Origin of the sequence: Streptomyces racemochromogenes, from assembly GCF_039535215.1 — a bacterium.
Classification (GTDB): domain Bacteria; phylum Actinomycetota; class Actinomycetes; order Streptomycetales; family Streptomycetaceae; genus Streptomyces; species Streptomyces racemochromogenes.
Genome location: NZ_BAAAWT010000001.1, coordinates 6,760,733 through 6,785,152, shown reverse-complemented (window position 1 = coordinate 6,785,152; position 24,420 = coordinate 6,760,733). Strand labels below are relative to the sequence as shown.

Genomic DNA, 24,420 nt, shown 5'->3' with positions numbered 1-24,420 from the left:
ACGGCCGGGACCGCCGGGACAGCGGCCGCGGCGGGGAGCGCCGTGGGTCAGTAGTTCCGGGACGGCAGCGCGGCCGCGGCCTTGTCCTGGGGGAACACGCCCTCCTGGGTTTCGACCCGGGCGGGCACGCTCTCGCCCGCGACAACCTTCTTGGCCAGGTCCATCAGCTGGTCGCCGAGGAGCGGGTTGCACTCCACCACGACGTTGATCTTGCCCTCGGTCATCGCGACGAAGGCGTCCTTGATCCCGTCCACCGAGATCACCTTGATGTCCGTACCGGGCTTCTTGCCGGACTCCTCGATGGCCTGGATGGCGCCGAGGGCCATGTCGTCGTTGTGGGCGTACAGGACGTCGATGTCCTTTTGGGACTTCAGGAACGCCTGCATGACCTCCTTGCCCTTGGCGCGCGTGAAGTCGCCCGACTGGGAGGCGGCGATCTTGAACCTGCCGTCGGCCCGGATGGCCTCGGCGAAGCCGGCCTTGCGGTCGTTGGCGGGTGCGGAGCCCGTGGTGCCCTGGAGTTCGACGATGTTGACCGGGCCCTGCTGGTTGGCGTACGCGGCGGTCAGCCACTCCCCCGCCGACCTGCCCTCCTTGACGAAGTCCGAGCCCAGGAAGGTCTTGTAGAGGGAGGTGTCCTTGGTGTCCACGGCGCGGTCGGTCAGGATGACGGGGATGCCCGCGTCCTTGGCCTCCTTCAGCACCGTGTCCCAGCCGGACTCCACGACCGGGGAGAAGGCGATCACGTCGACCTTCTGCTGGATGAACGTGCGGATCGCCTTGATCTGGTTCTCCTGCTTCTGCTGCGCGTCGGAGAACTTGAGTTCGATCCCGGCCTTCTTGGCCGCCTCCTGGACGGACTTGGTGTTGGCGGTACGCCAGCCGCTCTCGGCTCCGACCTGGGCGAAGCCCATGGTGATCCTGCCGCCGGAACCCGCTTTGCCCCCGGAGGCCGGGCCCGGGGCGGGAGCGGCGGCGGGGCCCTGGGTCGAGCAGGCGGTCAGCGCCGAGGAGGCGAGGAGTGCGGCGGTGAGGACGTGGACTGCTCTGCGAGCCATGACGGGTGTCCTTTCGGGGAAGGGGAGCCGTCGCATTGTGAGCGCTAACAAGTGCGGTTCTCAACCCTCTTGCGGCACGTTACCGCTCTGTTATCGCGCCGGATGCGAGGTCGAGCGACTCATCCTGCGATCTGGGCGCACCCTCTTGCCCCTCGGCATTGTTAGCGCTCACACTGCATGGCGTCCGGCACCACCACTCCTTCGGAAGGCACTCAGTTGACGTCACCCCACCTCCTCACGCCCACCCCCCGTTCCGGGGAACCGGAGCGGTACACGGTCGGTGTCGACTTCGGCACCCTGTCGGGCCGCGCCGTGGTGGTGCGGATTCGCGACGGGCAGGAGCTGGCGGCGGCGGTCCACACCTACCGGCACGGCGTCATGGACCGGTACCTGCCGCACGGCGGTGCGCAACTGCCACCGGACTGGGCCCTGCAACACCCCGAGGACTGGCGCGACGTCCTGCGCCGCGCCGTCCCGGCGGCCGTGGCGGCGGCCGGAGTCGATCCGGCCGCGGTGATCGGCATCGCCACCGACTTCACCGCCTGCACCGTCCTGCCCACCCTGGCCGACGGGACCCCCCTCGCCGAGACGGAGCTCGCCGGACGGCCGCACGCGTGGCCCAAGCTGTGGAAACACCACGCGGCCCAGCCGTACGCCGATCGCATCAACGAACTCGCCCACGCCCGCGGGGAGAAGTGGATCGCCCGCTACGGCGGCCGGATCTCCGCGGAGTGGCAGTTCGCCAAGGCCCTCCAGGTCCTGGAGGAGGATCCGCTCGTGTACGACACCTGCGCGCGGTGGATCGAGGCCGCCGACTGGATCGTGTGGCAGCTCACCGGAACCGAGTCCCGCAACGCCTGCACCGCCGGCTACAAGGGAATCCACCAGGACGGTGCCTACCCGAGCGAGGAGTACCTGGCCGGGCTGAACCCCCGGTTCGCCGACTTCGCCCGCACCCGCCTCGCGTTCCCGCTCTCCGCGCTCGGCTCACGCGTGGGCGGGCTCAGCACCGGGGCGGCCGCCTGGACCGGGCTGCGCCCCGGGATCGCCGTGGCCGCGGGCAACGTCGACGCCCATGTCACCGCGGCCGCGGCCCAGGCCGTGGAGGACGGCCAACTGCTCGCCATCATGGGCACCTCCACCTGCCACGTCGTCAACGCGCCCGTCCTCGCCGACGTCCCCGGCATCTGCGGCGTCGTGAACGGCGGCGTCGTCGAGGGGGCCTACGGCTACGAGGCCGGGCAGAGCGCGGTGGGTGACATCTTCGCCTGGGTGCTGGACCAGGGCCTCCCACCGGACTACCTCGCCGAAGCGGCCGAGCGCGACGAGGACCTGCACACCCTGCTGACCCGGAAGGCCGCCTGCCAGCCGGTCGGCGGCCACGGGCTGGTCGCCCTCGACTGGCTGGGCGGAAACCGGTCGGTCCTCGTCGACCACCACCTCTCCGGAGTCATCGCGGGCCTGACCCTCGCCACCCGCCCGGAGGACGTCTACCGCGCGCTGCTCGAAGCCACCGCGTTCGGCACCCGCGTCATCGTGGAGGCCCTGGAGACGGGCGGCGTACCGGTGCGCGAGTTCATCGTCGCGGGCGGACTGGCCAGGAACGGACTGCTGATGCAGATCTACTCCGACGTGCTGCGCCGCCCCGTCTCCCTGGCCGGGTCGGACCAGGCCCCCGCCCTGGGGGCGGCCATCCACGCCGCCGTGGCCGCGGGCGCGTACAGCGACGTACGGACGGCCGGCGCCGCCATGGGCCGCCGGCTGCCGGCCGTCTACACGCCGGACGCCTCCCGGGCCGATGCCTACGACACCCTCTTCGCCGAATACCGGCTCCTGCACGACCGCTTCTCCGCCGACGGCCAGCTGCACCGCCTGCGGCGCATCCGCGACACGACCCGCACGGCGAACTGATCCGCGCCGCCCTCCCTCCGCCCCCCTCCCCGCCCGCCCGCTCCGACGCGCCGCGGGACGTCACCTCCAGGAGTCCATGTGCCCAGCCGAACGTCTCCCGCCCAGGAAATCTGGTTCCTCACCGGCAGCCAGCACCTGTACGGGGAGGAGACGCTGAAACAGGTCGCCGAACAGTCGCGGCACCTGGCCGCCGCGCTGGACGACACCTCCACCATCCCCGCACGCGTCGTGTGGAAGCCGGTGCTCACCGACGCCGACGCCATCCGCCGCCTGTGCCTCGACGCGAACGCCGACGACCGGTGCACCGGGCTCATCGCCTGGATGCACACCTTCTCGCCGGCGAAGATGTGGATCGCCGGACTGGACGCGCTGCGCAAGCCGCTGCTGCACCTGCACACCCAGTCGAACGTGGCCCTGCCCTGGGACACCATCGACATGGACTTCATGAACCTCAACCAGGCCGCCCACGGGGACCGCGAGTTCGGGCACGTCCAGACCCGCCTCGGCGTGCCCCGCAGGACCGTGGCCGGACACGTCACGGACCCGGTGACCACCGCACGGGTCGCCATCTGGGCGCGGGCGGCCGCCGCGCGCTGCGAACTGGCCACCCTCAAGGTCGCCCGGTTCGGCGACAACATGCGCGACGTGGCCGTCACCGAGGGGGACAAGGTGGAGGCCCAGCTGCGCCTCGGCGTCTCCGTCAACACCTACGCCGTCAACGACCTGGTGGAGGCCGTCGACCACGCGCCGGAGAGCGAGGTGGCCTCGCTCGTCGAGGAGTACGCGGACCTGTACGACCTGGCGCCGGAGCTTCGCCGGGGAGGCGGGCGGCACGAGTCGCTGCGCTACGCGGCCCGCATCGAAGCCGGCCTGCGCACCTTCCTCGAAACGGGCGGCTTCCGGGCCTTCACCACCAACTTCGAGGACCTCGGCGGACTGCGCCAGCTGCCCGGCCTCGCGGTCCAGCGGCTCATGGCCCAGGGGTACGGCTTCGGAGGCGAGGGCGACTGGAAGACCGCCGTCCTGCTGCGCGCCCTCAAGGCGGCCGCCGACGGCCTCCCCGGCGGTACCTCCTTCATGGAGGACTACACCTACGACATGACACCGGGCAACGAGCTCATCCTCGGCGCGCACATGCTGGAAGTGTGCCCCACCCTCTCGACCGCCAGGCCCCGCTGCGAGATCCACCCCCTCGGCATCGGCGGGCGGGAGGACCCGGTCCGGCTGGTGTTCGACTCCGCCCCCGGGCCGGCCGTGGTGGCCGGCCTCGCCGACCTCGGCGACCGGTTCCGCCTGGTGGCCAACGACGTCGACGTCGTGGCGCCCCCGCACCCGCTGCCCGCCCTGCCCGTCGCCCGCGCGGTCTGGCGGCCCCGCCCGGACCTGCGGACCTCCACCGAGTCCTGGCTGACGGCCGGCGGACCCCACCACACCGTCCTCAGCACCGCCCTGACCTCCGCCCACCTCGAGGACCTCGCGGACATGCTCCGCCTGGAGCTGCTCCTCATCGACGAGAGCACCACCGCCCAGCGCTTCCGGCGCGAGCTGCGCTGGAGCCAGGCGTACCACCGGCTGGCAGCGGGGTTCTGAACCGGGGGGCGGGGTTCTGAGCCGGGGGGGGAGGAGCCGGGGAATTCCGGAGCGAAAGGCTTTCGATCCTCCCCCCACCTTGACGCCGCTGGGTGCCGTCCGCACAGTGGGAGCGCTCCCACTGTTCACGGCTCGTGCACGGTCCCGCCCTGCCACGGCCCGGACGGCGCTCCGCCCGCGGACATGCTCCGCGGCCGTGCCGTGGCCCGGTTCCGACGCCCGTGCCCTCCCCGTACGACGGAACGCCCCCCAGCGGCGCCAGGCCCCGCCTGCGCCCGATCTGAAAGGCACCCCGCGAAATGAGCCGCATCATCCCCCGCACCGCGTTACTGGCGGCCCTCGGCCTCGTCACGGCCGCGGGCGCCACAGCCACCGTCTTCGGCAGCCCCGCCGGCGCCGCCTCCGCCGGCTGCAAGGTCGAGTACCAGATCACGAACCAGTGGAACACCGGGTTCGGCGCCCAGGTGGTCGTCACCAACACCGGTGACCCCGTCACCGCCTGGACCCTGGAGTGGACCTACGCGAACGGCCAGCAGGTCACCCAGGGCTGGAACGCCGCGATCACCCAGTCGGGGGCGGCCGTGACGGCCAAGAGCCTCTCGTACAACGGGTCGCTGGCCACCGGCGGTTCGACGTCCTTCGGGTTCAACGGCTCCCACACCGGCACGAACGCCGTGCCCGCGACGTTCAAGCTCAACGGCGTCACCTGCAACGGCGCCACCGACCCGACCCAGCCCCCCACCACTCCCCCGACGACCCCGCCCACGACGCCTCCGCCCTCGGGCGGCAAGGCCGACAACCCCTACGCCGGCGCCAAGGTGTACGTGAATCCGGAATGGTCCGCCAAGGCGGCCGCCGAGCCGGGGGGCACGAGGGTGTCGAACCAGCCCACCGCCGTCTGGCTGGACCGCATCGCCCTCGTCACGGGCACCAGCGGCAAGATGGGCCTGCGCGACCACCTCGACGCGGCCCTGGCGCAGAAGGGCAGCGGTGAACTCGTCGTCCAGCTGGTGGTCTACGACCTGCCCGGACGGGACTGCTCCGCGCTCGCCTCCAACGGGGAGCTGGGCCCGACCGAGATCGACAGGTACAAGACGCAGTTCATCGACCCGATCGCCGCTATCCTCGCCGATCCCAAGTACGCCGGTCTGCGGATCGTCACCGCCGTCGAGATCGACTCGCTGCCGAACCTCGTCACCAACGTCTCGGGCCGCCCGACGGCCACCCCGGCCTGCGACGTGATGAAGGCCAACGGCAACTACGTCAAGGGCGTCGGCTACGCGCTCAACAAGCTGGGCTCGATCGCCAACGTCTACAACTACGTGGACGCCGGCCACCACGGCTGGCTCGGCTGGGACGACAACTTCACCGCCTCCGCGGAGATGTTCAAGCAGGCCGCGACCGCCGAGGGCTCCACCCTCTCCAAGGTGCACGGCTTCATCGTGAACACGGCCAACTTCAGCGCGCTGAAGGAGGACCACTTCTCGATCGACGACTCGGTGGGCGGCACCTCCGTACGCCAGTCGAAGTGGGTCGACTGGAACCGCTACACCGACGAGCTGTCCTACGCGCAGGCCATGCGGGCCAAGGCGGTCTCGCTCGGCTTCGACGCCGGCGTCGGCATGCTCGTCGACACCTCCCGCAACGGCTGGGGCGGCACGGCCCGCCCGACCGGCCCCGGCGCGACGACCAGCGTGGACTCCTACGTCAACGGCGGCCGCTACGACCGGCGCATCCACCTCGGCAACTGGTGCAACCAGGCGGGAGCCGGGCTGGGCGAACGGCCGCAGGCGGCACCGGCACCCGGCATCGACGCCTACGTGTGGATGAAGCCGCCGGGCGAGTCGGACGGGGCCAGCAAGGAGATCCCGAACAACGAGGGCAAGGGCTTCGACCGGATGTGCGACCCCACCTACACGGGCAACGTCCGCAACGGCAACAGCATGTCGGGCGCCCTCCCGGACGCACCGCTCGCCGGACAGTGGTTCTCCGCCCAGTTCCGGGAACTGATGAAGAACGCCCACCCGGCCCTGTGACGGACCGCCGGTGACGGACCCGCAGCCGTACGGAGCCCCCCGGCCGCCGTACGGCTGCGGCCCGTTCGTGCCCGGGTCCCGGAAGCGACCGCAGCCGGCGCGCGTCCCCCTCCGCTCAGGAGGAGTCCCGCACGATCAGCGCCGTGGGAAGGACGCGGCGCGCCTCCTCCCCCGCCGCCGGGCCGGCTCCCCGCCCCCCGGCGATCTTCCGCAGCAGCAGCCGCGTCATCGTGCGGCCCATCTCCTCGATCGGCTGGCTCACGCTGGTCAGGGGCGGATCCATCAGGCGCGCGCCCACCGAGTCGTCGACGCCGACCAGGGCCACGTCCTCGGGGACCCGCCGGCCGGCCGCGCGCAGCACCCCGCGCGCTCCGGCCGCCATCACGTCGGAGGCGGCGAAGACCGCGTCCAGCCCCGGGGCGCGCTCGAGCAGGGCGCGCATCGCCCGCCGGCCGCCCTCCTCGGTGAAGTCCGCGACCTCCACGAGCGACTCGTCGGGGGCGATCCCGGCCTCGGTGAGGCCCGCGCGGTAGCCCCCGAGGCGGGCGCGGGCCACGTACATGTCGAGCGGGCCGCTGATGGTCGCGATCCGGCCCCGGCCCCGGCCCACCAGGTGGGCGACGGCCGTGCGGCCGGCGCCCACGTTGTCGGAGTCCACGTAGTCGACGGGCTCCGCCTCGGAGCGCCGTCCGTTCATGACGACCGGCAGGCCCAGTCGCGCTATCCGGTCGGGCAGGGGGTCGTCCCCGTGGACGGATGCCAGCAGGACGCCGTCGACCCGCTGGGCGGCCAGGTAGTGTTCGAACCGCCGGCGCTCCGCTTCGGTCCGGACCAGGGTGAGCAGCAACTGCTTGTCCGCCCGAGAGAGTTCGGAACTGACTCCGCGTATGAGGTCCAGGAAGTACGGCTCCGAGAACACCCGGGCCTCGGCCTCCGGGATGACCAGGGCGACCGCGTCGGTGCGGCTGCCGGCGAGCGCCCTGGCCGCCTGGTTGGGCACGTACCCGAGCTCGGCGACCGCGCGGGCGACGGCTTCCCTGGCCTGCTCGCTCACACTCGGCGAGCCGTTGATGACCCGGGACACCGTGCCCCGGCCGACGCCGGCCAGGGCAGCGACCTCCTCCAGGGTGGGCCTGCCGTTCCGCTGTCCGCTCACGCCTCTCGAACTCCCCTCGCGCATGGCACTCCGCGTCGGCCCCGATCCGGTGGAACCGGTGAGCATGCTGTACTCCGCCGCGTCGCGCGGCACACCTTACGCCGAGGAGCACCATGGGAGCGCTCCCACCCTACTCTTGATTGCCTGAACTCGTCACGCACCAATCCCCGTTCGACTCTTGACACTTGAGCCCGCGAGGCAGGAACCTTCCGGCAGCGGCGTGGGAGCGCTCCCATTCCTGAGGGCGCCACAGACGCCGCTTCTGGTCCGCGCGGGCCCTCGCCGAGCCGCGAACGAGCCGCCGGACCCTGGCGCACGACCGGCACCGCCTTGGACGAGGAGAGTGGAATGCGCAGTTCCAGCAGCAGACGTGGCCGCGGCCGCCGCACCGCGCTCGGCACGGCCGTCGCCGTGGCGACCGCCGGGGCCCTGCTCACCGGTTGCGGAGGCGACGGCGGCGGGGACGACCGCGCGGACGCCGGCGGACAGATCACGCTGCGGATCGGGACCTTCGGTTCCTTCGGCTACGACAACGCCACCGGGGCGAAGCTCTACGCCGAATACGAGAAGTCCCATCCCCACATCAAGATCGAGGAATCGAACGTCGCGGACGGCCAGAAGTACTGGGACACCCTCAAGCTCCGCCTCTCCCGCGACAGCGGCCTCGCTGACATCCAGGCCCTGGAGGTGGGATACATCGCCGAGGCGACCGGCCCGGCGATGGCGGACAAGTGGACCGACCTGGGCAAGACCGGCGGCGCGGACCTCGGGGCGTTCCTGGACTGGAAGGTGCAGCAGGCCACCACGGGGAGCGGCAAGGTCATCGGGCTCGGCACGGACATCGGCCCGATGGCCATCTGCTACAACAAGGACCTGTTCGCCCAGGCCAAGCTGCCGACCGAGCGTGCGGAGGTCGCCCGGCTCTGGGCGGGCGACTGGGCGAAGTTCCTGGCGGCCGGGGAGACGTACATGAAGAGCGCCCCCGCCGGGACCGCGTTCCACGACTCCGCCGGCGGGCTGTTCAACGCGGTGATCTCCAGTGAGGCCGTGCAGTACGCCAACACCAGGGGGGAGCTGGACTACGAGAACAGCCCCGGCGTGAAGAAGGCCTGGGACACCGCCGTGGCGGCGGCGCGGGGCGGGCTGACGGCCAAGCTCCGCCAGTTCGACGAGAAGGGCACGTGGAACGCGGCCTTCAAGAACTCCAGGTTCGCCACGGTCGCCTGTCCCAGCTGGATGACGGGCATCATCAAGGAACAGGCGGGCCCGGAGAACCAGGGCAAGTGGGACATCGCCGCGCCGCCCGTGGCCGGGAACTGGGGCGGCTCCTTCCTCGCCGTGCCCAAGGCGGGCAAGCACGTCAAGGAGGCGGCCGAACTCGCCGCCTGGCTCACCGCCCCGGCCCAGCACTCCAAGGTCTTCGGCGTGAACGGCAACATCCCCTCCTCCAAGGACACCCTCGCCTCCCCCGCCGTCCAGGACGCGAAGCTGCCGTACTTCGGGGACACCCCGGTCGGCCGGATCTACTCGCAGGCCGCGGCCGGCATCACGCCCGCCCCGATCAGCCGCTGGGACGGCCAGGTGAAGACCTTCCTCACCGACAACGGGATCCTCGACATCGAGCAGCGCGGCACCGATCCGGCGAAGGCCTGGGAGAACGTCAGGAAGCTGGTGGCCGACAAGATCGACCGGTAGCCCGGCGTCCCTGACAGCACCGCACGCATCCACCTGGAAGGAAGCCCCCGTGGCCACCTCCGTACGGGCGGCGGGCGACGGCTCCGCGCCGCCCGCCGCACCGGCCGGGCGCCGCAGCGCCGGCCCCGGCTCCCCCGGCCCGCGGCCCCCCGGCCGCAGCGGCCGGCGCAGCACCCTCTACCGCCTCGACCTGAAGGCCGTCCCGTACGTCTTCGTCGCCCCCTTCTTCCTCACCTTCGCCGCTTTCGGCCTCTTCCCCCTGATCTACACGGGCTGGCTCTCCCTCCACCGGGTCGAGCTCGGCGGCCAGGCCCGGTGGAAGGGGATGGAGAACTACAGCTCCCTGGCGACCAGCGAGTTCTTCTGGAACGCACTGGCCAACACCTTCACCATGGGTCTGCTCTCGACCGTTCCCCAGCTGCTGATGGCCCTGGGCCTGGCCCACCTGCTCAACTACAGGCTCCGCGGCCGCGGGTTCTTCCGGGTCGCGGTCCTCGCCCCGTACGCCACCTCCATCGCCGCGGCGACGCTCGTCTTCGCCCAGCTCTTCAACACCGACTACGGTCTGATCAACACGGTCCTGGGCGGGGCCGGCTTCGCGCCGGTCGACTGGGAGTCCTCCAAGTGGCCCGCCCAGATCGCGATATCGACGATCGTGACCTGGCGGTGGACGGGCTACAACGCGCTGATCTACCTGGCGGCGATGCAGGCCGTGCCGCAGGACCTGTACGAGGCCGCGGCGCTGGACGGGGCTTCGCGCTGGCGCCAGTTCCTCAGCGTGACCGTCCCTTCCATCCGGCCGACGATCCTCTTCACCGCCGTCGTCTCGACCATCGGCGCCACCCAGCTGTTCGGCGAGCCGCTGCTCTTCGGCGGCAGTCTGGGGATCAGCGGCGGCAGCGGCAACCAGTTCCAGACCCTGAGCCTGCTGATGTACGAGAAGGGCTGGGTGACCGGCGCACTGGGCCAGGCCTCCGCCATCGCCTGGGTCATGCTCCTGCTCCTCCTGCTCATCGGCGGCCTCCGGATCCTGGTCTCCCGGCTGCGCGCGAAGGCGGGGAGCTGAACCCATGACCCGCACACCCGACACCACCGCCTCCCGGGCGCCGCGCGTCAGGCGCCTTCGCCCGTCGGCCGGCCGTCAGCACCACGCTGGCCCGCTGACCTACGTCCTTCTGGGCCTCGCCGCCCTGGTCTCCCTCTTCCCCCTCTACTGGAACCTCGTCGCCGCCTCCCACACGGGCGAGCGGGTGGTCAAGGCGCCGGCGCCGCTGCTGCCGGGACCCCGGCTGCTCGACAACCTCTCCTTCGCCTGGAACCAGGTCGACATGGGCGAGGCGCTGGTCAACACGACGATCGTGGCCGGGCTGGTGGCCCTGTCCACCGTCCTGTTCTCCACGCTGGCCGGATTCGCCTTCGCCAAACTGCCGTTCAAGGGCCGCAGCGCCCTGCTGGCCCTGGTCGTGGCCACGATGACGATCCCGCCGCAGCTCAGCGTGATCCCGCTCTACCAGATCGTCACGGACCTCGGCTGGGTGGACCAGCTCCAGTCGGTCGTCCTGCCTTCGCTGGTGGCCGCCTTCGGCGTGTTCTTCATGCGCCAGTACCTGCTCGAGGCCCTCCCCGTGGAGCTCGTGGAGGCGGCCAGGATGGACGGGGCGCACAGCCTCCGCATCATCTGGCACGTGGTGTTCCCCGTGGCGCGGCCGGCGATGGCGGTCCTCGGGATGCTCGTCTTCGTCCAGGCCTGGAACGACTTCTTCTGGCCGTTCATCGCGCTGACCCCCGACGGCAACCCGACCCTTCAGGTCGCCCTGGCCGGCCTCGGAGCGGGCAACCACACGGTCGACCAGGCCGTCGTGCTGACCGGCGCGCTCATCTCCTCGGTGCCCCTGCTGCTGGTCTTCGCCGTCCTCGGCAAGCACATCGTGGGCGGCATCACCGCCGGCGCCGTCAAGAACTGACGGCGTCCGACGACTCCATCCGAACCCGCGTTGGGAGCACTCTCCGATGACCGTGCCCGAGACCCGGCCACTCACCGCCACCCGCACCTTCCCGTCCGGCTTCCTGTGGGGCACGGCCACCGCCGCGTACCAGATCGAGGGCGCCGCCCGTGAGGACGGCCGCACCCCGTCCATCTGGGACACCTTCTCGCACACCCCCGGCAAGGTCTTCGAAGGCCATACCGGTGACGTGGCCGTGGACCACTACCACCGGTTCGCCGAGGACGTCCGCCTCATGTCCGAACTCGGCCTGGGGGCCTACCGGTTCTCCGTCTCCTGGTCCCGCGTCCAGCCGACCGGCCGGGGGCCCGCCGTCCAGAAGGGCCTGGACTTCTACCGCCGGCTGGTCGACGAGCTGCTCGCCGCGGGCATCGAGCCGGCGCTCACGCTCTACCACTGGGACCTGCCCCAGGACCTGGAGGACGCGGGGGGCTGGCCGGAACGCGTGACCGCCGAGCGGTTCGCCGCGTACGCGGGCCTCGTGGCCGACGCGCTCGGAGACCGGGTGAAGCGCTGGACGACGCTCAACGAGCCCTGGTGCAGCGCGTTCCTCGGCTACGGCTCCGGCGTGCACGCCCCGGGACGGACCGATCCGGTCGCCGCCCTGCGCGCGGCCCACCACCTCAACCTCGGCCACGGCCTCGCCGCGCAGGCCCTGCGGGCCTCGCTGCCCGGCGGCGCCCAGCTCTCGGTCTCCCTCAACCTCCACGCGGTCCGCCCCCTGAACCCCTGCGCGCAGGACCGGGAGGCGGCCCGCCGCATCGACGCCGTCGGCAACCGGATCTGGCTGGGGCCGATGCTGGAGGGCGCGTACCCCCGGGACCTGTTCGCGGACACCGCGCACCTGACCGACTGGTCGTTCGTCCGGGACGGCGACGCCGCGACGATCCACCAGCCGCTGGACCTCCTGGCCCTGAACTACTACACCCCGACGGTCGTCTCGCACGTCGCGCCGGGGGCCGGGCGACCGCAGGACGACGGCCACGGCGACAGCGAGCACTCGCCCTGGCCCGGCGCGGACGACGTGGCGTTCCACCGTGCTCCGGGTGAACGCACCGCGATGGGCTGGCCGGTCGACCCCGACGCGCTCCACGGCCTCATCGCCCGCACCGCCGCCCGCTACCCCGGCCTGCCGCTCGTCATCAGCGAGAACGGCGCGGCGTACGAGGACGAGGTCGGACCCGACGGCACGGTGCACGACCCGCGGCGCGCCGCGTACGTGCACGCGCACCTGGAGGCCGTGCACCGGGCGATCACGGACGGGGCCGACGTGCGCGGCTACTTCCTCTGGTCGCTGCTGGACAACTTCGAGTGGTCCTACGGCTACGCGAAGCGCTTCGGCGCCGTCCACGTCGACTACGAGACCCTGGAGCGCACGCCCAAATCGAGCGCGCTCTGGTACTCCCGCGTGGCCCGGACGGGCCGGCTGCACGCCCCGGGCGGCGCCTAGGCCGGGCGGACGGGCAGGCGGGCGGGGTCGGCGATGATCCGCTGCACGGTCGACCACGCGGCACCCAGTACCGGTCCGCGGCGCCCCAGGGCGGACGGGCGGACCGCCTCGGGGTGCCAAGGCCGGACGGTGACCCGGGCGGCCAGCTCGGAGCGGATCGGAGGCAGGAGCCAGTCGGCGAGTTCGGCGTAGGCACCGCCCAGGACGAGGCCGTCCGGGTCGATCAGGTCCACCGCCGAGACGAGGGCGAGGCCCAGGGCCCGTCCGGCACGGTCCAGTGCGCGCAGGGCCGCCGCGTCCCCGGCGCCCGCCCGCTCGGCCAGCACGGCCACCGGGTCCCCGGCGTCCGCCAGCCCCGCCTCGCGCAGGACGGCCGCTTCGCCCGCGTACTGCTCCAGGCAGCCGCGTGCCCCGCAGGGGCAGGGTGCGCCCCGCGGGTGGACGGGCAGGTGGCCGAGTTCGCCCGCGAAGCCGCGGGCGCCCCGGAACAGCCGGCCGCCGATGACCAGTGCGGCGCCGATTCCGGCCCCGGCGGAGACGTGGACGAAGGTCTCGGCGGGGTCTACTTGCTGCCGCTGCTCGGCGAGGGCTCCGAGGTTGGCCTCGTTCTCCGGCTCGGGCGCGGTGGCGGGGTCGGGCCAGTGGTCGGCGGGCCGGACGTCCTTCCAGCCGAGGTTGGGAGCGTGGGCGACCAGTCCGCCGGGGGTGTTCGGCACCACCCCCGGGACGGCCAGGACGCGGCCCTCGACGCGCAGGCCGAGGGCGGCGGCCTCGGACTCCGCGTCGGCGGCGAGGTCGGCGGCCTCCTCCAGTACCCGTCCGGCCGGCCGGCCCGCGTTGGCCCGCTCCACGCGCCGCCACACCCGGGGTTCGCCGCGCAGGTCGACGACGCAGGCGGCGAGGTGGGTGACGCCGATCTCCAGGCCGAGCCCCGCGGGGCCCCGGTCGTTGAGGGCCAGGGCCCTCCCGGGGCGGCCGACGCGTCCGCTCGGGGCGGTCTCCGTCTCGGTCAGGGCGGCGCGGCCGATCAGCTCGTCGACCAGGGAGGAGACGGCCGGCCTGGTCAGGCCGGTGTGTCCGGCGACGTCCGCCCGGGAGAGCGGCCCGTGCGCCGCGACGGCGCCGAGCACCGCGGCGAGGTTCCGCCGGCGCATCCCCTGCTGTGAGGCGGGGGCGGTCTGTGCGGCCCCGCCCGGCCTGCCGAGCGCGGTCATCGCCCCCGTCCCTCCTGTCGCCCGTCCGGCGGGGCCTCCTGCAGGGCCCGCGCCCGCCGCAGCGTACCGGTGATCCGTTCGAGCGTGTCGTCGTCGCGGGGTACGGGCTCCAGCACCGGGCCCTCCGTGGTCCGCCAGCGCCGGGCGACGGCGTCGGCGGGCTCACCGGTGAGCAGGGCGGCGGCCTGCGCGGCGGCGCCGAGGGCGACGAGTTCCCGGGCCTCGGGTACCCGGACGGCCCGGCCGGACAGCCGCAGGACCGTCCGCTGCCAGGCCCGGCCCGCGGCTCCGCCGCCGATCAGCAGGAGGGGTTCGTCCGCGGCGGGGTCCTCGCCTCCGGCGCGCAGGACGTCGTCCAGGGCCGTGAGCAGGGCGTGGGCGGCGCCGTCGTAGGCGGCCTGGAGCAGTTGGCCGGGCGTCGTGTCGTGGCGCAGCCCGTGGACCAGACCGGAGGCGCCCGGCAGGTCCGGGGTGCGTTCGCCGTCGAGGTAGGGCAGCACCACCACCGTGCCGGCTTCCTCGACGTCCTCGCGGTCGCGGCCGGTGAGGGCGGCGAAGCGGTCGACGGCGAGGGTGCAGTTGAGCGTGCAGGCGAGCGGCAGCCAGCCGCCGAGGGCGTCGGCGAAGCCGGCGACGGTTCCGCCCGGGTCGGCGGGCCGGGTCCGGCCGACGGCGTAGACGGTGCCCGAGGTGCCGAGGCTCAGGACGGGCCGGCCGGGGGTGAGGCCCAGCCCGAGGGCGGCGGCCATGTTGTCGCCGGTGCCGGTGGCCACGGGCACGCCCTCGCGCAGGGGCGTCCCGGCGCGGACGAGGCCGGCCCGGGCGCCGGGCGCGAGGACGTGCGGCAGCAGGGCGCAGTCGAGGCCGATCCGGGCGAGGACCTCCCGGTCGTAGCCGTCGGGGCCCCACCAGCCGGTTCCCGACGCGTCTCCGCGGTCCGTGACGGCCTCGCCGGTGAGCCGCTCCGTCAGGTAGTCGTGGGGAAGCCGGACCGCGGCGACGCGGTCGGCCGCGGCGGGTTCCCGCGCGCGCAGCCAGGCCCATTTGGCGGCGGTGAAGGCGGCGGTCGGGACGCTGCCGGTGCGGCGGGCCAGTTCTGCCGGGCCGAAGGCGGCCGCGAGGGCGGCGGCCTGCGGGGCCGGGCGGACGTCGTTCCACAGCAGGGCGGGGCGCACGGGCCGGCCGGCCGTGTCGAGGGTGACCAGGCCGTGCTGCTGGCCGGCGATCGAGCAGGCGGCGGCCCGGTCCGCCCAGCCGGTGGCGGCCGCGGCCTCGCAGAACGCCCGCCACCACTGTTCGGGGTCGCTCTCGCGTCCGGGGCCCGCGGTCACGGTGTGCGCGGCGCGGCCCTCGCCCAGGACGGCACCGGTCTCCACGTCGACGGCGAGGGCCTTGGTGGACTGGGTCGAGCTGTCGACACCGATCACGACGCGCTGTGCGGGCATGGGGTCCCTCCGGTGGGGTTCCTTCTGGCGTCTCGGCATACTAATTTGTTTTTCGCCCTTACAAATAGACCTCGGCCCGATCCGGAGTGCCTCATGAGCAGCGACCCGCTCGTCCCCACCCCCGCGCACAGGTTCACCTTCGGCCTGTGGACCGTCGGCTGGCAGGGGCGGGACCCCTTCGGCGACGCCACCCGGCCCGCCCTCGACCCGGTCGAGAGCGTGCACCGGCTCGCCGGGCTCGGTGCCTACGGGGTCACGTTCCACGACGACGACCTGATCCCCTTCGGCGCCGGCGAGGCCGCCCGCGAGCAGGCGGTCAAGCGCTTCCGCACCGCCTTGGACACGGCCGGGCTGAAGGTGCCGATGGCCACGACGAACCTCTTCACCCACCCGGTGTTCAAGGACGGCGCGTTCACCGCCAACGACCGCGACGTGCGCCGGTACGCGCTGCGCAAGACGATCCGCAACATCGACCTGGCCGTGGAACTGGGCGCCTCGGTCTACGTCGCCTGGGGCGGCCGCGAGGGCGCGGAGTCCGGGGCGGCCAAGGACGTGCGCGCGGCCCTGGACCGGCTGAAGGAGGCCTTCGACCTGCTGGGCGAGTACGTCCAGGAGCAGGGCTACGACCTGCGCTTCGCGATCGAGCCCAAGCCCAACGAACCGCGCGGGGACATCCTGCTGCCCACCATCGGCCACGCCCTGGCCTTCATCGACAGGCTGGAGCGGCCCGAGCGGGTCGGCCTCAATCCGGAGGTGGGCCACGAGCAGATGGCCGGGCTGAACTTCCCGCACGGCATCGCCCAGGCCCTGTGGCACGGCAAGCTGTTCCACATCGACCTCAACGGCCAGAGCGGGATCAAGTACGACCAGGACCTGCGTTTCGGCGCGGGCGACCTGCGCCAGGCCTTCTGGCTGGTCGACCTGCTGGAGTCGGCGGGTTACGACGGCCCCCGCCACTTCGACTTCAAGCCGCCGCGCACGGAGGACGGCGAGGGCGTCTGGGCCTCGGCGGCCGCCTGCATGCGCACCTACCTGCTGCTGGCGCAGCGTGCCCGCGCCTTCCGCTCGGATCCGGAGGTCCAGGCCGCGCTCACGGCCTCGCGGCTGCCCGAACTCGCCGTCCCCACGGCCGAGGACGGCCTGTCCGGGCTCCTGGCCGACCGGTCCGCCTTCGACGGGTTCGACGCCGACGCGGCCGCCCGCCGCGGCATGGCCTTCGAACAGCTGGACCAGCTGGCGCTCGAACACCTCCTCGGCGCCCGCTGACTCGAGATGTTAGCGCTAACAATCAATGCGTCAAGGGCTTCCAAGACCCTTGACGGCGCTCTTGTGAGCGTTAACACTCAGGATCCGCTCAGCCGTTTCCGGTGGTCCCTGCCGGGGCGTGCTGTGCCGGTCGCGGACCATCACTGGAGGAACTGTGCGGAAGCTTTCAGCGGGCCTCGCCGCCCTGGGCATGACGCTGGCGCTGGCGGCCTGCGGCCAGAGCGCCAACGGAGCGGGCGAGGGGGCGGGCGCCACAGGGGGCGGCCGCGACGCCAAAGGCGGCCTCATCGGCATCGCGATGCCGACCAAGTCGTCGGAGCGCTGGATCAACGACGGCACCAACATGGTCAGGGAGTTCCAGGCCAAGGGCTACAAGACCGACCTCCAGTACGGCGACAACGTGGTGGAGAACCAGGTCTCCCAGGTGGAGAACATGATCACCAAGGGGGCGAGACTCCTGGTGATCGCCGCCATCGACGGGTCCTCACTCACCAACGTGCTGCAACGGGCCGCCGACGCCCACGTCCCCGTCATCTCCTACGACCGGCTGATCCGCGGCACCGGCAACGTCGACTACTACGCGACCTTCGACAACCGCAAGGTCGGCGTCCTCCAGGGCGGCTACATCGTCGACAAGCTCGGCCTCAAGGACGGCAAGGGCCCCTTCAACATCGAGCTGTTCGCCGGCTCTCCGGACGACAACAACGCCGCGTTCTTCCACGACGGCGCGATGAGCGTCCTACAGCCGTACATCGACGACAAGAAGCTGGTCGTACAGAGCGGCCAGACCTCCCTCGCCCAGATCGCCACGCTGCGCTGGGACGGCGGTCTGGCCCAGTCCCGGATGGACAACCTGCTGAGCAAGTCGTACACGGCCGCCCGTGTCGACGCCGTGCTCTCGCCGTACGACGGCATCTCGATCGGCATCATCTCCTCGCTCAAGGGCGTCGGCTACGGCACACCGGGCCGGCCGCTGCCCGTCGTCACGGGTCAGGACGGCGAGCTGGCCTCCGTGAAGTCGATCATCGCGGGCGAGCAGACCCAGACCGTCTACAAGGACACCCGCCAACTGGCCAAGGCCGCGGTCCAGATGGGCGACGCGCTGCTGACCGGCGGCAAGCCCGAGGTCAACGACACCCGCCAGTACCACAACGGCGTCAAGACCGTCCCGGCGCAGCTGCTCCAGCCGGTCAGCGTCGACAAGGAGAACTACCTCGAGGTCCTGGTGGACAGCGGCCAGTACACGGCGGACCAGCTCAAGTAGCAACCGGCGGTGCGGCGCCCGGGGAAGCCCGCGGGCACCGCACCGCCCCGACGATACGGACGCACAGCCATGGCCCGACCCGTTCTCGACATGCGGTCGATCAGCAAGACGTTCCCCGGTGTCACAGCCCTCTCCGAGGTCAGCCTGACCGTCGCCGCCGGCGAGGTGCACGCCGTCTGCGGTGAGAACGGCGCCGGCAAGTCCACCCTGATGAAGGTGCTCAGCGGGGTGTACCCGCACGGCGCCTACGAGGGCGAGATCTACTTCGAAGGCGCCCCCTGCCGGTTCCGGGACATCCGGGCCAGCGAGCAGCGCGGCATCGTGATCATCCACCAGGAGCTCGCCCTGGTCCCCTACCTGTCCATCGCCGAGAACGTCTTCCTCGGCAACGAGCACGCCACCCGCGGCGTGATCGACTGGCACCGGACCCTGGCCCACACCGCCGACCTGCTCCGGCAGGTCGGGCTCGACGAGAGTCCGCACACCAGGATCGCCGATCTCGGCGTGGGCAAACAGCAGTTGGTCGAGATCGCCAAGGCGCTCGCCAAGAAGGTGAAGCTGCTCATCCTGGACGAGCCGACGGCCGCCCTCAACGACGAGGACAGCCGCAAGCTCCTCGACCTCATCCTCGGACTCAAGTCCCGCGGCATCTCCTGCATCCTCATCTCGCACAAGCTGAACGAGATCGCCCGGGTCGCCGACGCCGTCACCGTACTGCGCGACGGGCGGACCATCGAGACCCTCGCCATCGGCCCCGGGGGCATCTCCGAGGAGCGGATCATCCGTGGCATGGTGGGCCGCGACCTGGAGCACCGCTACCCCGAGCGCACCCCGCGGACGGGCGAGGTCGCCTTCGAGATCGAGGACTGGAGCGTCCGGCATCCGATCGACCACCGGCGCACGGTGGTCGACGGGGTCTCGCTGAACGTCCGGCGAGGTGAGATCGTCGGCATCGCGGGCCTCATGGGCGCCGGCCGCACCGAACTGGCCATGAGCGTCTTCGGCCGCTCCTACGGGCGCTGGACCGGCGGCCGGGTGCGGCTGGACGGCCGCGAGATCCGCACCCGGACGGTGCCGGAGGCGATCGGACACGGCATCGCCTACGTGACCGAGGACCGCAAGCAGCTCGGCCTCGACCTCCACGCCGACATCAGCCGCAACATCTCGCTCAGCGCCCTCGGCAAGGTCTCCCGGCGGGGCTGGGTCGACCGGCACGAGGAGGCGAGGGTCGCCGAATCGTTCCGGCGGTCCATGAACATCAAGGCCCCCTCGGTGTTCGCGCAGACCGGCAAGGTCAGCGGCGGCAACCAGCAGAAGGTCGTCCTCAGCAAATGGATCTTCGCCGAGCCGGAGGTGCTGATCCTCGACGAGCCCACCCGGGGCATCGACATCGGCGCCAAGGCCGAGATCTACACCGTCGTCGCCGAGCTCGCCGCCCAGGGCAAGGCGGTACTCGTCATCTCCTCGGAACTCCCCGAACTCCTGGGCCTGTGCGACCGGATCTACACCATGGCCGCGGGCCGGATCACCGGTGAGGTCAGCCGTGAGGACGCCACCCAGGAATCCCTCATGCGGCTCATGACCATGAGCACGGCATCCCCCGACAAGCAGGTGTGAGGCATGGCGCAGACCCGAACCACCCCGGACGCCACACCCGGCACGCAGGAGAGCGGACGAGGGCCTTCGGCCGGAGCCGTACTGGCCCGAGCGCTGCGCGGCAACCTGCGCCAGTACGGGATGCTGCTGGCGCTGGCGCTGATCGTGCTGCTGTTCCAGGTCTGGACGGGCGGCATCCTGCTCCAGCCGCTCAACATCACCAACCTGATCCAGCAGAACGGCTACATCCTCATCCTGGCCATCGGCATGATGATCGTGATCATCGCCGGGCACATCGACCTCTCGGTCGGGTCGCTCGCCGCGTTCGTCGGGGCGGCCGCGGCGGTGATGATGGTCGAGCACAGGACTCCCTGGCCCCTGGCGCTGACGGCCGCGCTGCTGATCGGGGCCCTCGCCGGAGCCTGGCAGGGGTTCTGGATCGCCTACCTCGGGGTCCCCTCGTTCATCGTCACGCTGGCCGGAATGCTGCTGTTCCGCGGTGGGACCCAGATCCTCCTCCAGGGCCAGTCGGTGGCGCCGTTCCCCAAGGGTTTCCAGAACATCAGCAGCGGCTTCCTCCCCGAGGTCGGGCCCCACACCGACTACCACAACCTCACCCTCCTGCTGGGCCTCGCGGTGCTGGCCGTCGCGATCCTGCAAGAGGTGCGCGGGCGGCGGCGGGCCGCCTCGTACGGGCTGCGGCCGCTGCCGGCCGGGTTGTTCCTGGTGAAGCTCGGCGCCGTCACCGCGGCCGTCGTGGCCTTCACCCTGCTGCTGGCCAGCTACCACGGAGCGCCGATCGTCCTGCTGCTGCTCGGCGTCCTGCTGGCCGTCTTCGGGTACGTGATGCGCAACTCGGTCCTCGGCCGCCACACCTACGCCATCGGTGGCAACGAGGCCGCGGCGCGGCTGTCCGGGGTGAAGAGCAAGCGGGTCGTCTTCCTGGCCTTCGTGAACATGGGCGTCCTCGCGGCCCTCGCCGGGATGGTGTTCGCCGCGCGGCTCAACGCCGGGACGCCGCAGGCCGGCATCAACTTCGAGTTGGAGGCCATCGCAGCCGCCTTCATCGGCGGCGCCTCCGCGAGCGGCGGTGTGGGTACCGTCCTCGGTGCGCTCACCGGCGGTCTGGTGCTCGGCGTGCTGAACAACGGGATGTCGCTGGTCGGCGTGGGCACCGACTACCAGCAGGTGATCAAGGGCCTGGTCCTGCTGGCGGCCGTCGGGTTCGACGTCTACAACAAGCGCAGGGCCGGAGCCTGACGCCCTGGTCGTGGCCGTCGTGGCCGCGCGTGCCTCACGGTCCGGGGGGCGTGGGGGTCTGTTCGTCGTTCAGACGGGCCCGCCACTGGCCGACGTGTTCGTCGGGCAGGGAGGCCAGGCGGGCTATCTCGGCGTCGCTGCGCCCGTCGGACCAGGCCAGGATCCGTGCCACGGTGCGGTTCCGTCCGGCGCGGAAGTCCTTGAGCAGGTTCTCGAGGCGTTCGACTTCGTGGCCTTCGAAGCGGAGCTGCTGGTCGACGCCGGCGCGTTCCTCGGCGCGCAGGTTCCGGAGGTAGGTGGCGAGTCCGGTCAGGACGAGCCCGTGTTCGCGCGCGGCGTTCTGGAACCTGTCGGTCAGGTCGGTGAGCACGTAGTCGGGGACGTCGGCGAGGGTGGCGCCGGGGGGTTTGGCCGCCTCCCAGGTGCTCTTGCCGGCCTCCGTGGTCTCCAGCCAGGTGCGGGCGTCCGTCGGGGTGCGGTCGCCGGACGCCCTCGCACGGTAGGCGTACAGGGCGGCGCGGTGGCCGTAGAAGGTGAAGCCGTCCTCGATGTGCCGGTCGGCGATGTGGCAGGTCCTGCCCGGTACTCCCCCGTAGCCGGTGGCGGGGTGGTAGTCGGCGAACGCGTCGAGTTCGGCGTCGGAGGCCACGGCCCAGGAGGGGTCGCACAGCTCGGGGTTGGCGTCCAGGAAGGCGCCGACCTCGATGCGCCAGGCCGCTACCGGAGTCATGCGCGGTCGCGGCCAGTGGAGTTCACCGGAGGGGTCGAACGCGGGGGTCGCGGCCTGCTCGATGTCGTCCCATGCGGTGGCCGCCTCGGCCGACCACTCCAGCTCGCCTGCGGGCCCGAGCCGGTGGATCGAGTCCACGAGTCGCTGCACGGCGGGCAGGACGCGCTCCGCGAGCGCGTGCAGCTCCTCGACGTCGAAGAACCGCCAGGCGCAGCCCCGTTGTTCGTCGTGGCTCAGGTGGCCGAGCAGCTGCACCATGATCCCGGGGTCGGGGACGGTCCCGTCGCCGAGTGCCTTGCGGGGGGTGCCGGGGAGGCGGCTGCCGGCGGACTCCTGCGGGGCCCGCCAGTCGGTGTCGCCGAACCAGACGGAACCGTCGCGGGCGTTCACCGCCAGCCACTGCTGGTAGCCGACTCCCGGACCATAACGCCGGTCCTGCTCTTCGGCGTTCTCGTCGTGCCATACGTACTCGGCCGGGGGCGGGTCCAGCTCTGCGGCCATGAATCCGTCCTCGGGGCGGTACCCGGTGAGGACGTGCGCCGTGAGTGGCGCGAAATCGGCTGCGGTCATGAGGGGTTTCCTCTCGGTGGAACGTCAACCGCGGCAAACGTAGTGTGCCCGTCACACCATAGTTTAAATTTCAGCCATCGTGTCCGGTAGTCGGACACGAGGGGAAGTCCGGTGTGCCGGTGGGTTCTACGCGCGTGCGGCGGCCGCCAAGTTGGCCACTTTTCACGTAGCCTCCGCGATCCGTTCATCCGCCCGGCCCGGGGATGCCGTGCCCCCTTGCGAGAGCGCGGCCAGCGCCTGCGCGGCGAGCATCTCCTCCAGGTCCAGGACGGCGCGCGGGGTGTGCCGGGTGTCGATGCGGACGGCGTAGATGAAGCGCGTCAGCCGCGGCTCGGCCAGGGGGCGCGCCACGACCTGGGCGTGGGTGCGCGGCAGGGCGAGCCGCGGCATGACGGCCACGCACAAGCCCGCGGCCACGAACCCGAGCACGGTGTTGAAGTCGTCCCCCTCGTATTGCAGGCGCGCCTGGAAGCCGGGCGTGTTGGCCATCTGCGAGAGCAGTTCCAGGCGCAGCGCGGCCTCGGGGGCCGCGATCCACGTCTCGGAGGCGAGGCTGGCCAGGTCGATGACCTCACGGCCGGCCAGGTGGTGGTGTGCCGGGACGACGGCCACCACCGGGTCCCGGGCGACCAGCGTCCGGCGCAGCATCCGGGGCGGCGGGACGGGGATGAAGTCGTAGTCGTAGCTCAGGGCCAGATCCATGTCCCCCCGCTTGAGCCGGTTGTAGCCGGCCTCGGGTTCCAGCTGGCTGAGGCTGACCTGCACGTGGGGGTAGGCCGCGTGGAGCCGGGCCAGCGCCTGCGGAACGATGCCGGTGGCGGCGGAGGCGAAGGCTCCGAGCCGGATCCGTCCGGCCGTACCGGCGCGCATGGCGCCGAGCTCGGCCGAGGCCGCCACCAGTGCGCTGCGGACGCCCTGCTCCGCGCCGAGGAGGACCTCGCCGGCCGGTGTGGCGCGCACGGGGCGGCGCTCGAGCACCCGCAGGCCGGCGCGGCGTTCGAGTTCGGCGATCTGCTGGGAGACGGCGGGCGGACTGTAGCCGAGTTCGCGGGCGGCGGCGCTGAAGGAGCCGTGCCGTACGACGGCTTCGAGGGTGGCGAGCAGGCGGGGGTCGAGTGCGTGCACGGAGTTAAGGCTCACTTATCTGTCGCGAAGATGTGTTTTCTTGTGATTGGAGATGAACGCCAGGAGGATTCTTGCCAGCGGCAAGAAAAACGCAAGCCTGCGCCCTTGGCCCGCGAACACACCTCCCCCGCCGTCCCGGTGACCTCCGCCGGTACCCCCGCGCCCTCCGCCGCAGCCTGCCGCGGCGGGGGCGTCCGGTTCGGCTCCGGCTGCCGACGGTCACCCCTCATGCCCCGAAAGGAAGTGGTATGCCCCAGCCACCGCTCATCGGAATCACCACCTACCTCGCCCACGCGCAGTGGGGTGAGTGGGACCTCCCCGCCGCAGTGCTGCCCGCGGCCTACGCGGACTGCGTCCGGGCGTCCGGCGGCCGCGCCGTACTGCTGCCGCCGGACGCGCCGGAGGCAGCGGCCGACCTGGTCGAGCGGCTGGACGCGATCGTCCTGGCGGGGGGCGAGGATCTGGATCCCGCACTGTACGGGGCCGTGCCCCATCCGCGTACCGGGCCGCCGGTGCGCGAGCGCGACGGGTGGGAGCGGGCCGTACTGGCCGCCGGCCTCGCCCGCGGCATACCCGTGCTCGGGGTGTGCCGGGGGATGCAGCTGATGAACGTACACGAGGGCGGCACCCTGATCCAGCACCTGCCCGACAGCGTGGGCCACGACGGCCACAACCCCTACCGGGGCCACTTCTGCGCCCACCCCGTGACCACGGTGCCCGGGACACGGGTCGGCGCCCTGTTGCCGGGGACGCACCAGGTGGCCACGCACCACCATCAGGCGGTGGACCGCCTCGGCGCGGGGTGGATCGTCGCCGCCCGTGCGGCGGACGGCACCGTCGAGGCGATCGAGAGCACCCGGCACCGCTTCGCCGTGGGCGTCCAGTGGCACCCGGAGATGGGTGCCGACGCGCCGGTCATGCGGGCCCTGGTGGCCGCCGCGGGCTCCGCCGAAGGCACCGGTCCGGCCCGGACGGCTGGACGGAACGCGCGCACGGTGCGAAGCGCGCCGGGCCGGATTTTCCCGACACAGGTGTCTTGACACCCCGGGGC

Annotated in this window: 18 protein-coding genes; 12 read left to right on the top strand and 6 right to left on the bottom strand. The window is 72.2% G+C overall.

The window, feature by feature from the left end; genetic code table 11:
- Positions 1 to 47: 47 nt before the first annotated feature.
- The gene (locus tag ABD973_RS31385; RefSeq protein ID WP_125599168.1) at positions 48 to 1,058 is read right to left on the bottom strand and encodes an ABC transporter substrate-binding protein; all 1,011 of its coding nucleotides are present in this window, start codon (positions 1,056 to 1,058) and stop codon (positions 48 to 50) included.
- Positions 1,059 to 1,274: 216 nt separating this feature from the next.
- On the opposite strand from ABD973_RS31385, the gene araB reads away from it, so the two are divergent.
- The 3 genes from araB (at position 1,275) to ABD973_RS31370 (ending at position 6,595) form a co-directional block, all read left to right on the top strand.
- Entirely contained in the window at positions 1,275 to 2,969 is a 1,695-nt protein-coding gene (araB, locus tag ABD973_RS31380; protein WP_125819993.1) for a ribulokinase, read from the top strand.
- 78 nt (positions 2,970 to 3,047) lie between these two features.
- Entirely contained in the window at positions 3,048 to 4,559 is a 1,512-nt protein-coding gene (araA, locus tag ABD973_RS31375) for an L-arabinose isomerase (RefSeq protein WP_125819994.1), read from the top strand.
- A gap of 299 nt (positions 4,560 to 4,858) precedes the next feature.
- Positions 4,859 to 6,595: a glycoside hydrolase family 6 protein gene (locus tag ABD973_RS31370; protein WP_345503534.1), complete on the top strand. Its 1,737-nt coding sequence runs from the start codon at positions 4,859 to 4,861 to the stop codon at positions 6,593 to 6,595.
- Positions 6,596 to 6,710: 115 nt separating this feature from the next.
- On the opposite strand, the gene ABD973_RS31365 is transcribed toward ABD973_RS31370, so the two are convergent.
- Positions 6,711 to 7,775: a LacI family DNA-binding transcriptional regulator gene (locus ABD973_RS31365; RefSeq protein WP_125823825.1), complete on the bottom strand. Its 1,065-nt coding sequence runs from the start codon at positions 7,773 to 7,775 to the stop codon at positions 6,711 to 6,713.
- Between the two features lie 324 nt (positions 7,776 to 8,099).
- Between ABD973_RS31365 and ABD973_RS31360 the strand changes: the two genes are divergently transcribed.
- From ABD973_RS31360 to ABD973_RS31345, 4 genes are read left to right on the top strand one after another with little or no spacing between them, the layout of a single operon-like run.
- A complete protein-coding gene (locus ABD973_RS31360; RefSeq protein WP_125819996.1) occupies positions 8,100 to 9,446 on the top strand; it encodes an ABC transporter substrate-binding protein in 1,347 nt (448 codons plus the stop codon).
- Positions 9,447 to 9,495: 49 nt separating this feature from the next.
- A complete protein-coding gene (locus ABD973_RS31355; protein WP_125819997.1) occupies positions 9,496 to 10,512 on the top strand; it encodes a carbohydrate ABC transporter permease in 1,017 nt (338 codons plus the stop codon).
- 4 nt (positions 10,513 to 10,516) lie between these two features.
- Positions 10,517 to 11,410, top strand: a complete 894-nt coding sequence (locus ABD973_RS31350) for a carbohydrate ABC transporter permease (protein ID WP_345503532.1) — start codon at positions 10,517 to 10,519, stop codon at positions 11,408 to 11,410.
- Positions 11,411 to 11,456: 46 nt separating this feature from the next.
- Positions 11,457 to 12,899: a GH1 family beta-glucosidase gene (locus tag ABD973_RS31345; protein WP_125819999.1), complete on the top strand. Its 1,443-nt coding sequence runs from the start codon at positions 11,457 to 11,459 to the stop codon at positions 12,897 to 12,899.
- On the opposite strand, the gene ABD973_RS31340 is transcribed toward ABD973_RS31345, so the two are convergent.
- On the bottom strand, positions 12,896 to 14,113 hold the full coding sequence (locus ABD973_RS31340) for an ROK family protein (protein ID WP_345503529.1): 1,218 nt from the start codon (positions 14,111 to 14,113) through the stop codon (positions 12,896 to 12,898). The genes ABD973_RS31345 and ABD973_RS31340 overlap by 4 nt on opposite strands.
- On the bottom strand, positions 14,110 to 15,558 hold the full coding sequence (gene xylB / locus ABD973_RS31335; RefSeq protein ID WP_345503527.1) for a xylulokinase: 1,449 nt from the start codon (positions 15,556 to 15,558) through the stop codon (positions 14,110 to 14,112). Before xylB ends, ABD973_RS31340 begins: the two co-directional genes overlap by 4 nt.
- A 93-nt stretch (positions 15,559 to 15,651) precedes the next feature.
- Here xylB and xylA point away from each other — a divergent pair, with 93 nt between their 5' ends.
- The 4 genes from xylA (at position 15,652) to mmsB (ending at position 20,944) form a co-directional block, all read left to right on the top strand.
- A complete protein-coding gene (gene xylA, locus ABD973_RS31330; RefSeq protein WP_345503525.1) occupies positions 15,652 to 16,824 on the top strand; it encodes a xylose isomerase in 1,173 nt (390 codons plus the stop codon).
- Positions 16,825 to 16,978: 154 nt separating this feature from the next.
- The gene (chvE, locus tag ABD973_RS31325; RefSeq protein ID WP_386381933.1) at positions 16,979 to 18,088 is read left to right on the top strand and encodes a multiple monosaccharide ABC transporter substrate-binding protein; all 1,110 of its coding nucleotides are present in this window, start codon (positions 16,979 to 16,981) and stop codon (positions 18,086 to 18,088) included.
- A gap of 69 nt (positions 18,089 to 18,157) precedes the next feature.
- Positions 18,158 to 19,705, top strand: coding sequence for a multiple monosaccharide ABC transporter ATP-binding protein (gene mmsA, locus ABD973_RS31320; RefSeq protein ID WP_345503523.1), 1,548 nt, complete (start codon positions 18,158 to 18,160; stop codon positions 19,703 to 19,705).
- Between the two features lie 3 nt (positions 19,706 to 19,708).
- Positions 19,709 to 20,944: a multiple monosaccharide ABC transporter permease gene (gene mmsB, locus ABD973_RS31315; protein ID WP_345503521.1), complete on the top strand. Its 1,236-nt coding sequence runs from the start codon at positions 19,709 to 19,711 to the stop codon at positions 20,942 to 20,944.
- Positions 20,945 to 20,978: 34 nt separating this feature from the next.
- Here the strand turns inward: mmsB and ABD973_RS31310 are convergent, their stop codons facing one another.
- The gene (locus ABD973_RS31310; protein WP_125820005.1) at positions 20,979 to 22,244 is read right to left on the bottom strand and encodes a hypothetical protein; all 1,266 of its coding nucleotides are present in this window, start codon (positions 22,242 to 22,244) and stop codon (positions 20,979 to 20,981) included.
- Positions 22,245 to 22,406: 162 nt separating this feature from the next.
- Complete coding sequence (locus ABD973_RS31305) at positions 22,407 to 23,369, bottom strand: LysR family transcriptional regulator (protein WP_164720822.1); 963 nt, start codon at positions 23,367 to 23,369, stop codon at positions 22,407 to 22,409.
- Between the two features lie 248 nt (positions 23,370 to 23,617).
- Here ABD973_RS31305 and ABD973_RS31300 point away from each other — a divergent pair, with 248 nt between their 5' ends.
- A complete protein-coding gene (locus ABD973_RS31300; RefSeq protein WP_125820007.1) occupies positions 23,618 to 24,409 on the top strand; it encodes a gamma-glutamyl-gamma-aminobutyrate hydrolase family protein in 792 nt (263 codons plus the stop codon).
- Positions 24,410 to 24,420: the final 11 nt, after the last annotated feature.

Bases quoted from the DNA above. Each gene is read 5' to 3' on its own strand.
- ABD973_RS31385 (WP_125599168.1), bottom strand. From the start codon at position 1,058: ATGGCTCGCAGAGCAGTCCACGTCCTCACCGCCGCACTCCTCGCCTCC.
- ABD973_RS31370 (WP_345503534.1), top strand. From the start codon at position 4,859: ATGAGCCGCATCATCCCCCGCACCGCGTTACTGGCGGCCCTCGGCCTC.
- ABD973_RS31365 (WP_125823825.1), bottom strand. From the start codon at position 7,775: ATGCGCGAGGGGAGTTCGAGAGGCGTGAGCGGACAGCGGAACGGCAGG.
- ABD973_RS31360 (WP_125819996.1), top strand. From the start codon at position 8,100: ATGCGCAGTTCCAGCAGCAGACGTGGCCGCGGCCGCCGCACCGCGCTC.
- ABD973_RS31350 (WP_345503532.1), top strand. From the start codon at position 10,517: ATGACCCGCACACCCGACACCACCGCCTCCCGGGCGCCGCGCGTCAGG.
- ABD973_RS31345 (WP_125819999.1), top strand. From the start codon at position 11,457: ATGACCGTGCCCGAGACCCGGCCACTCACCGCCACCCGCACCTTCCCG.
- ABD973_RS31340 (WP_345503529.1), bottom strand. From the start codon at position 14,113: ATGACCGCGCTCGGCAGGCCGGGCGGGGCCGCACAGACCGCCCCCGCC.
- xylB (WP_345503527.1), bottom strand. From the start codon at position 15,558: ATGCCCGCACAGCGCGTCGTGATCGGTGTCGACAGCTCGACCCAGTCC.
- xylA (WP_345503525.1), top strand. From the start codon at position 15,652: ATGAGCAGCGACCCGCTCGTCCCCACCCCCGCGCACAGGTTCACCTTC.
- mmsA (WP_345503523.1), top strand. From the start codon at position 18,158: ATGGCCCGACCCGTTCTCGACATGCGGTCGATCAGCAAGACGTTCCCC.
- mmsB (WP_345503521.1), top strand. From the start codon at position 19,709: ATGGCGCAGACCCGAACCACCCCGGACGCCACACCCGGCACGCAGGAG.
- ABD973_RS31310 (WP_125820005.1), bottom strand. From the start codon at position 22,244: ATGACCGCAGCCGATTTCGCGCCACTCACGGCGCACGTCCTCACCGGG.
- ABD973_RS31300 (WP_125820007.1), top strand. From the start codon at position 23,618: ATGCCCCAGCCACCGCTCATCGGAATCACCACCTACCTCGCCCACGCG.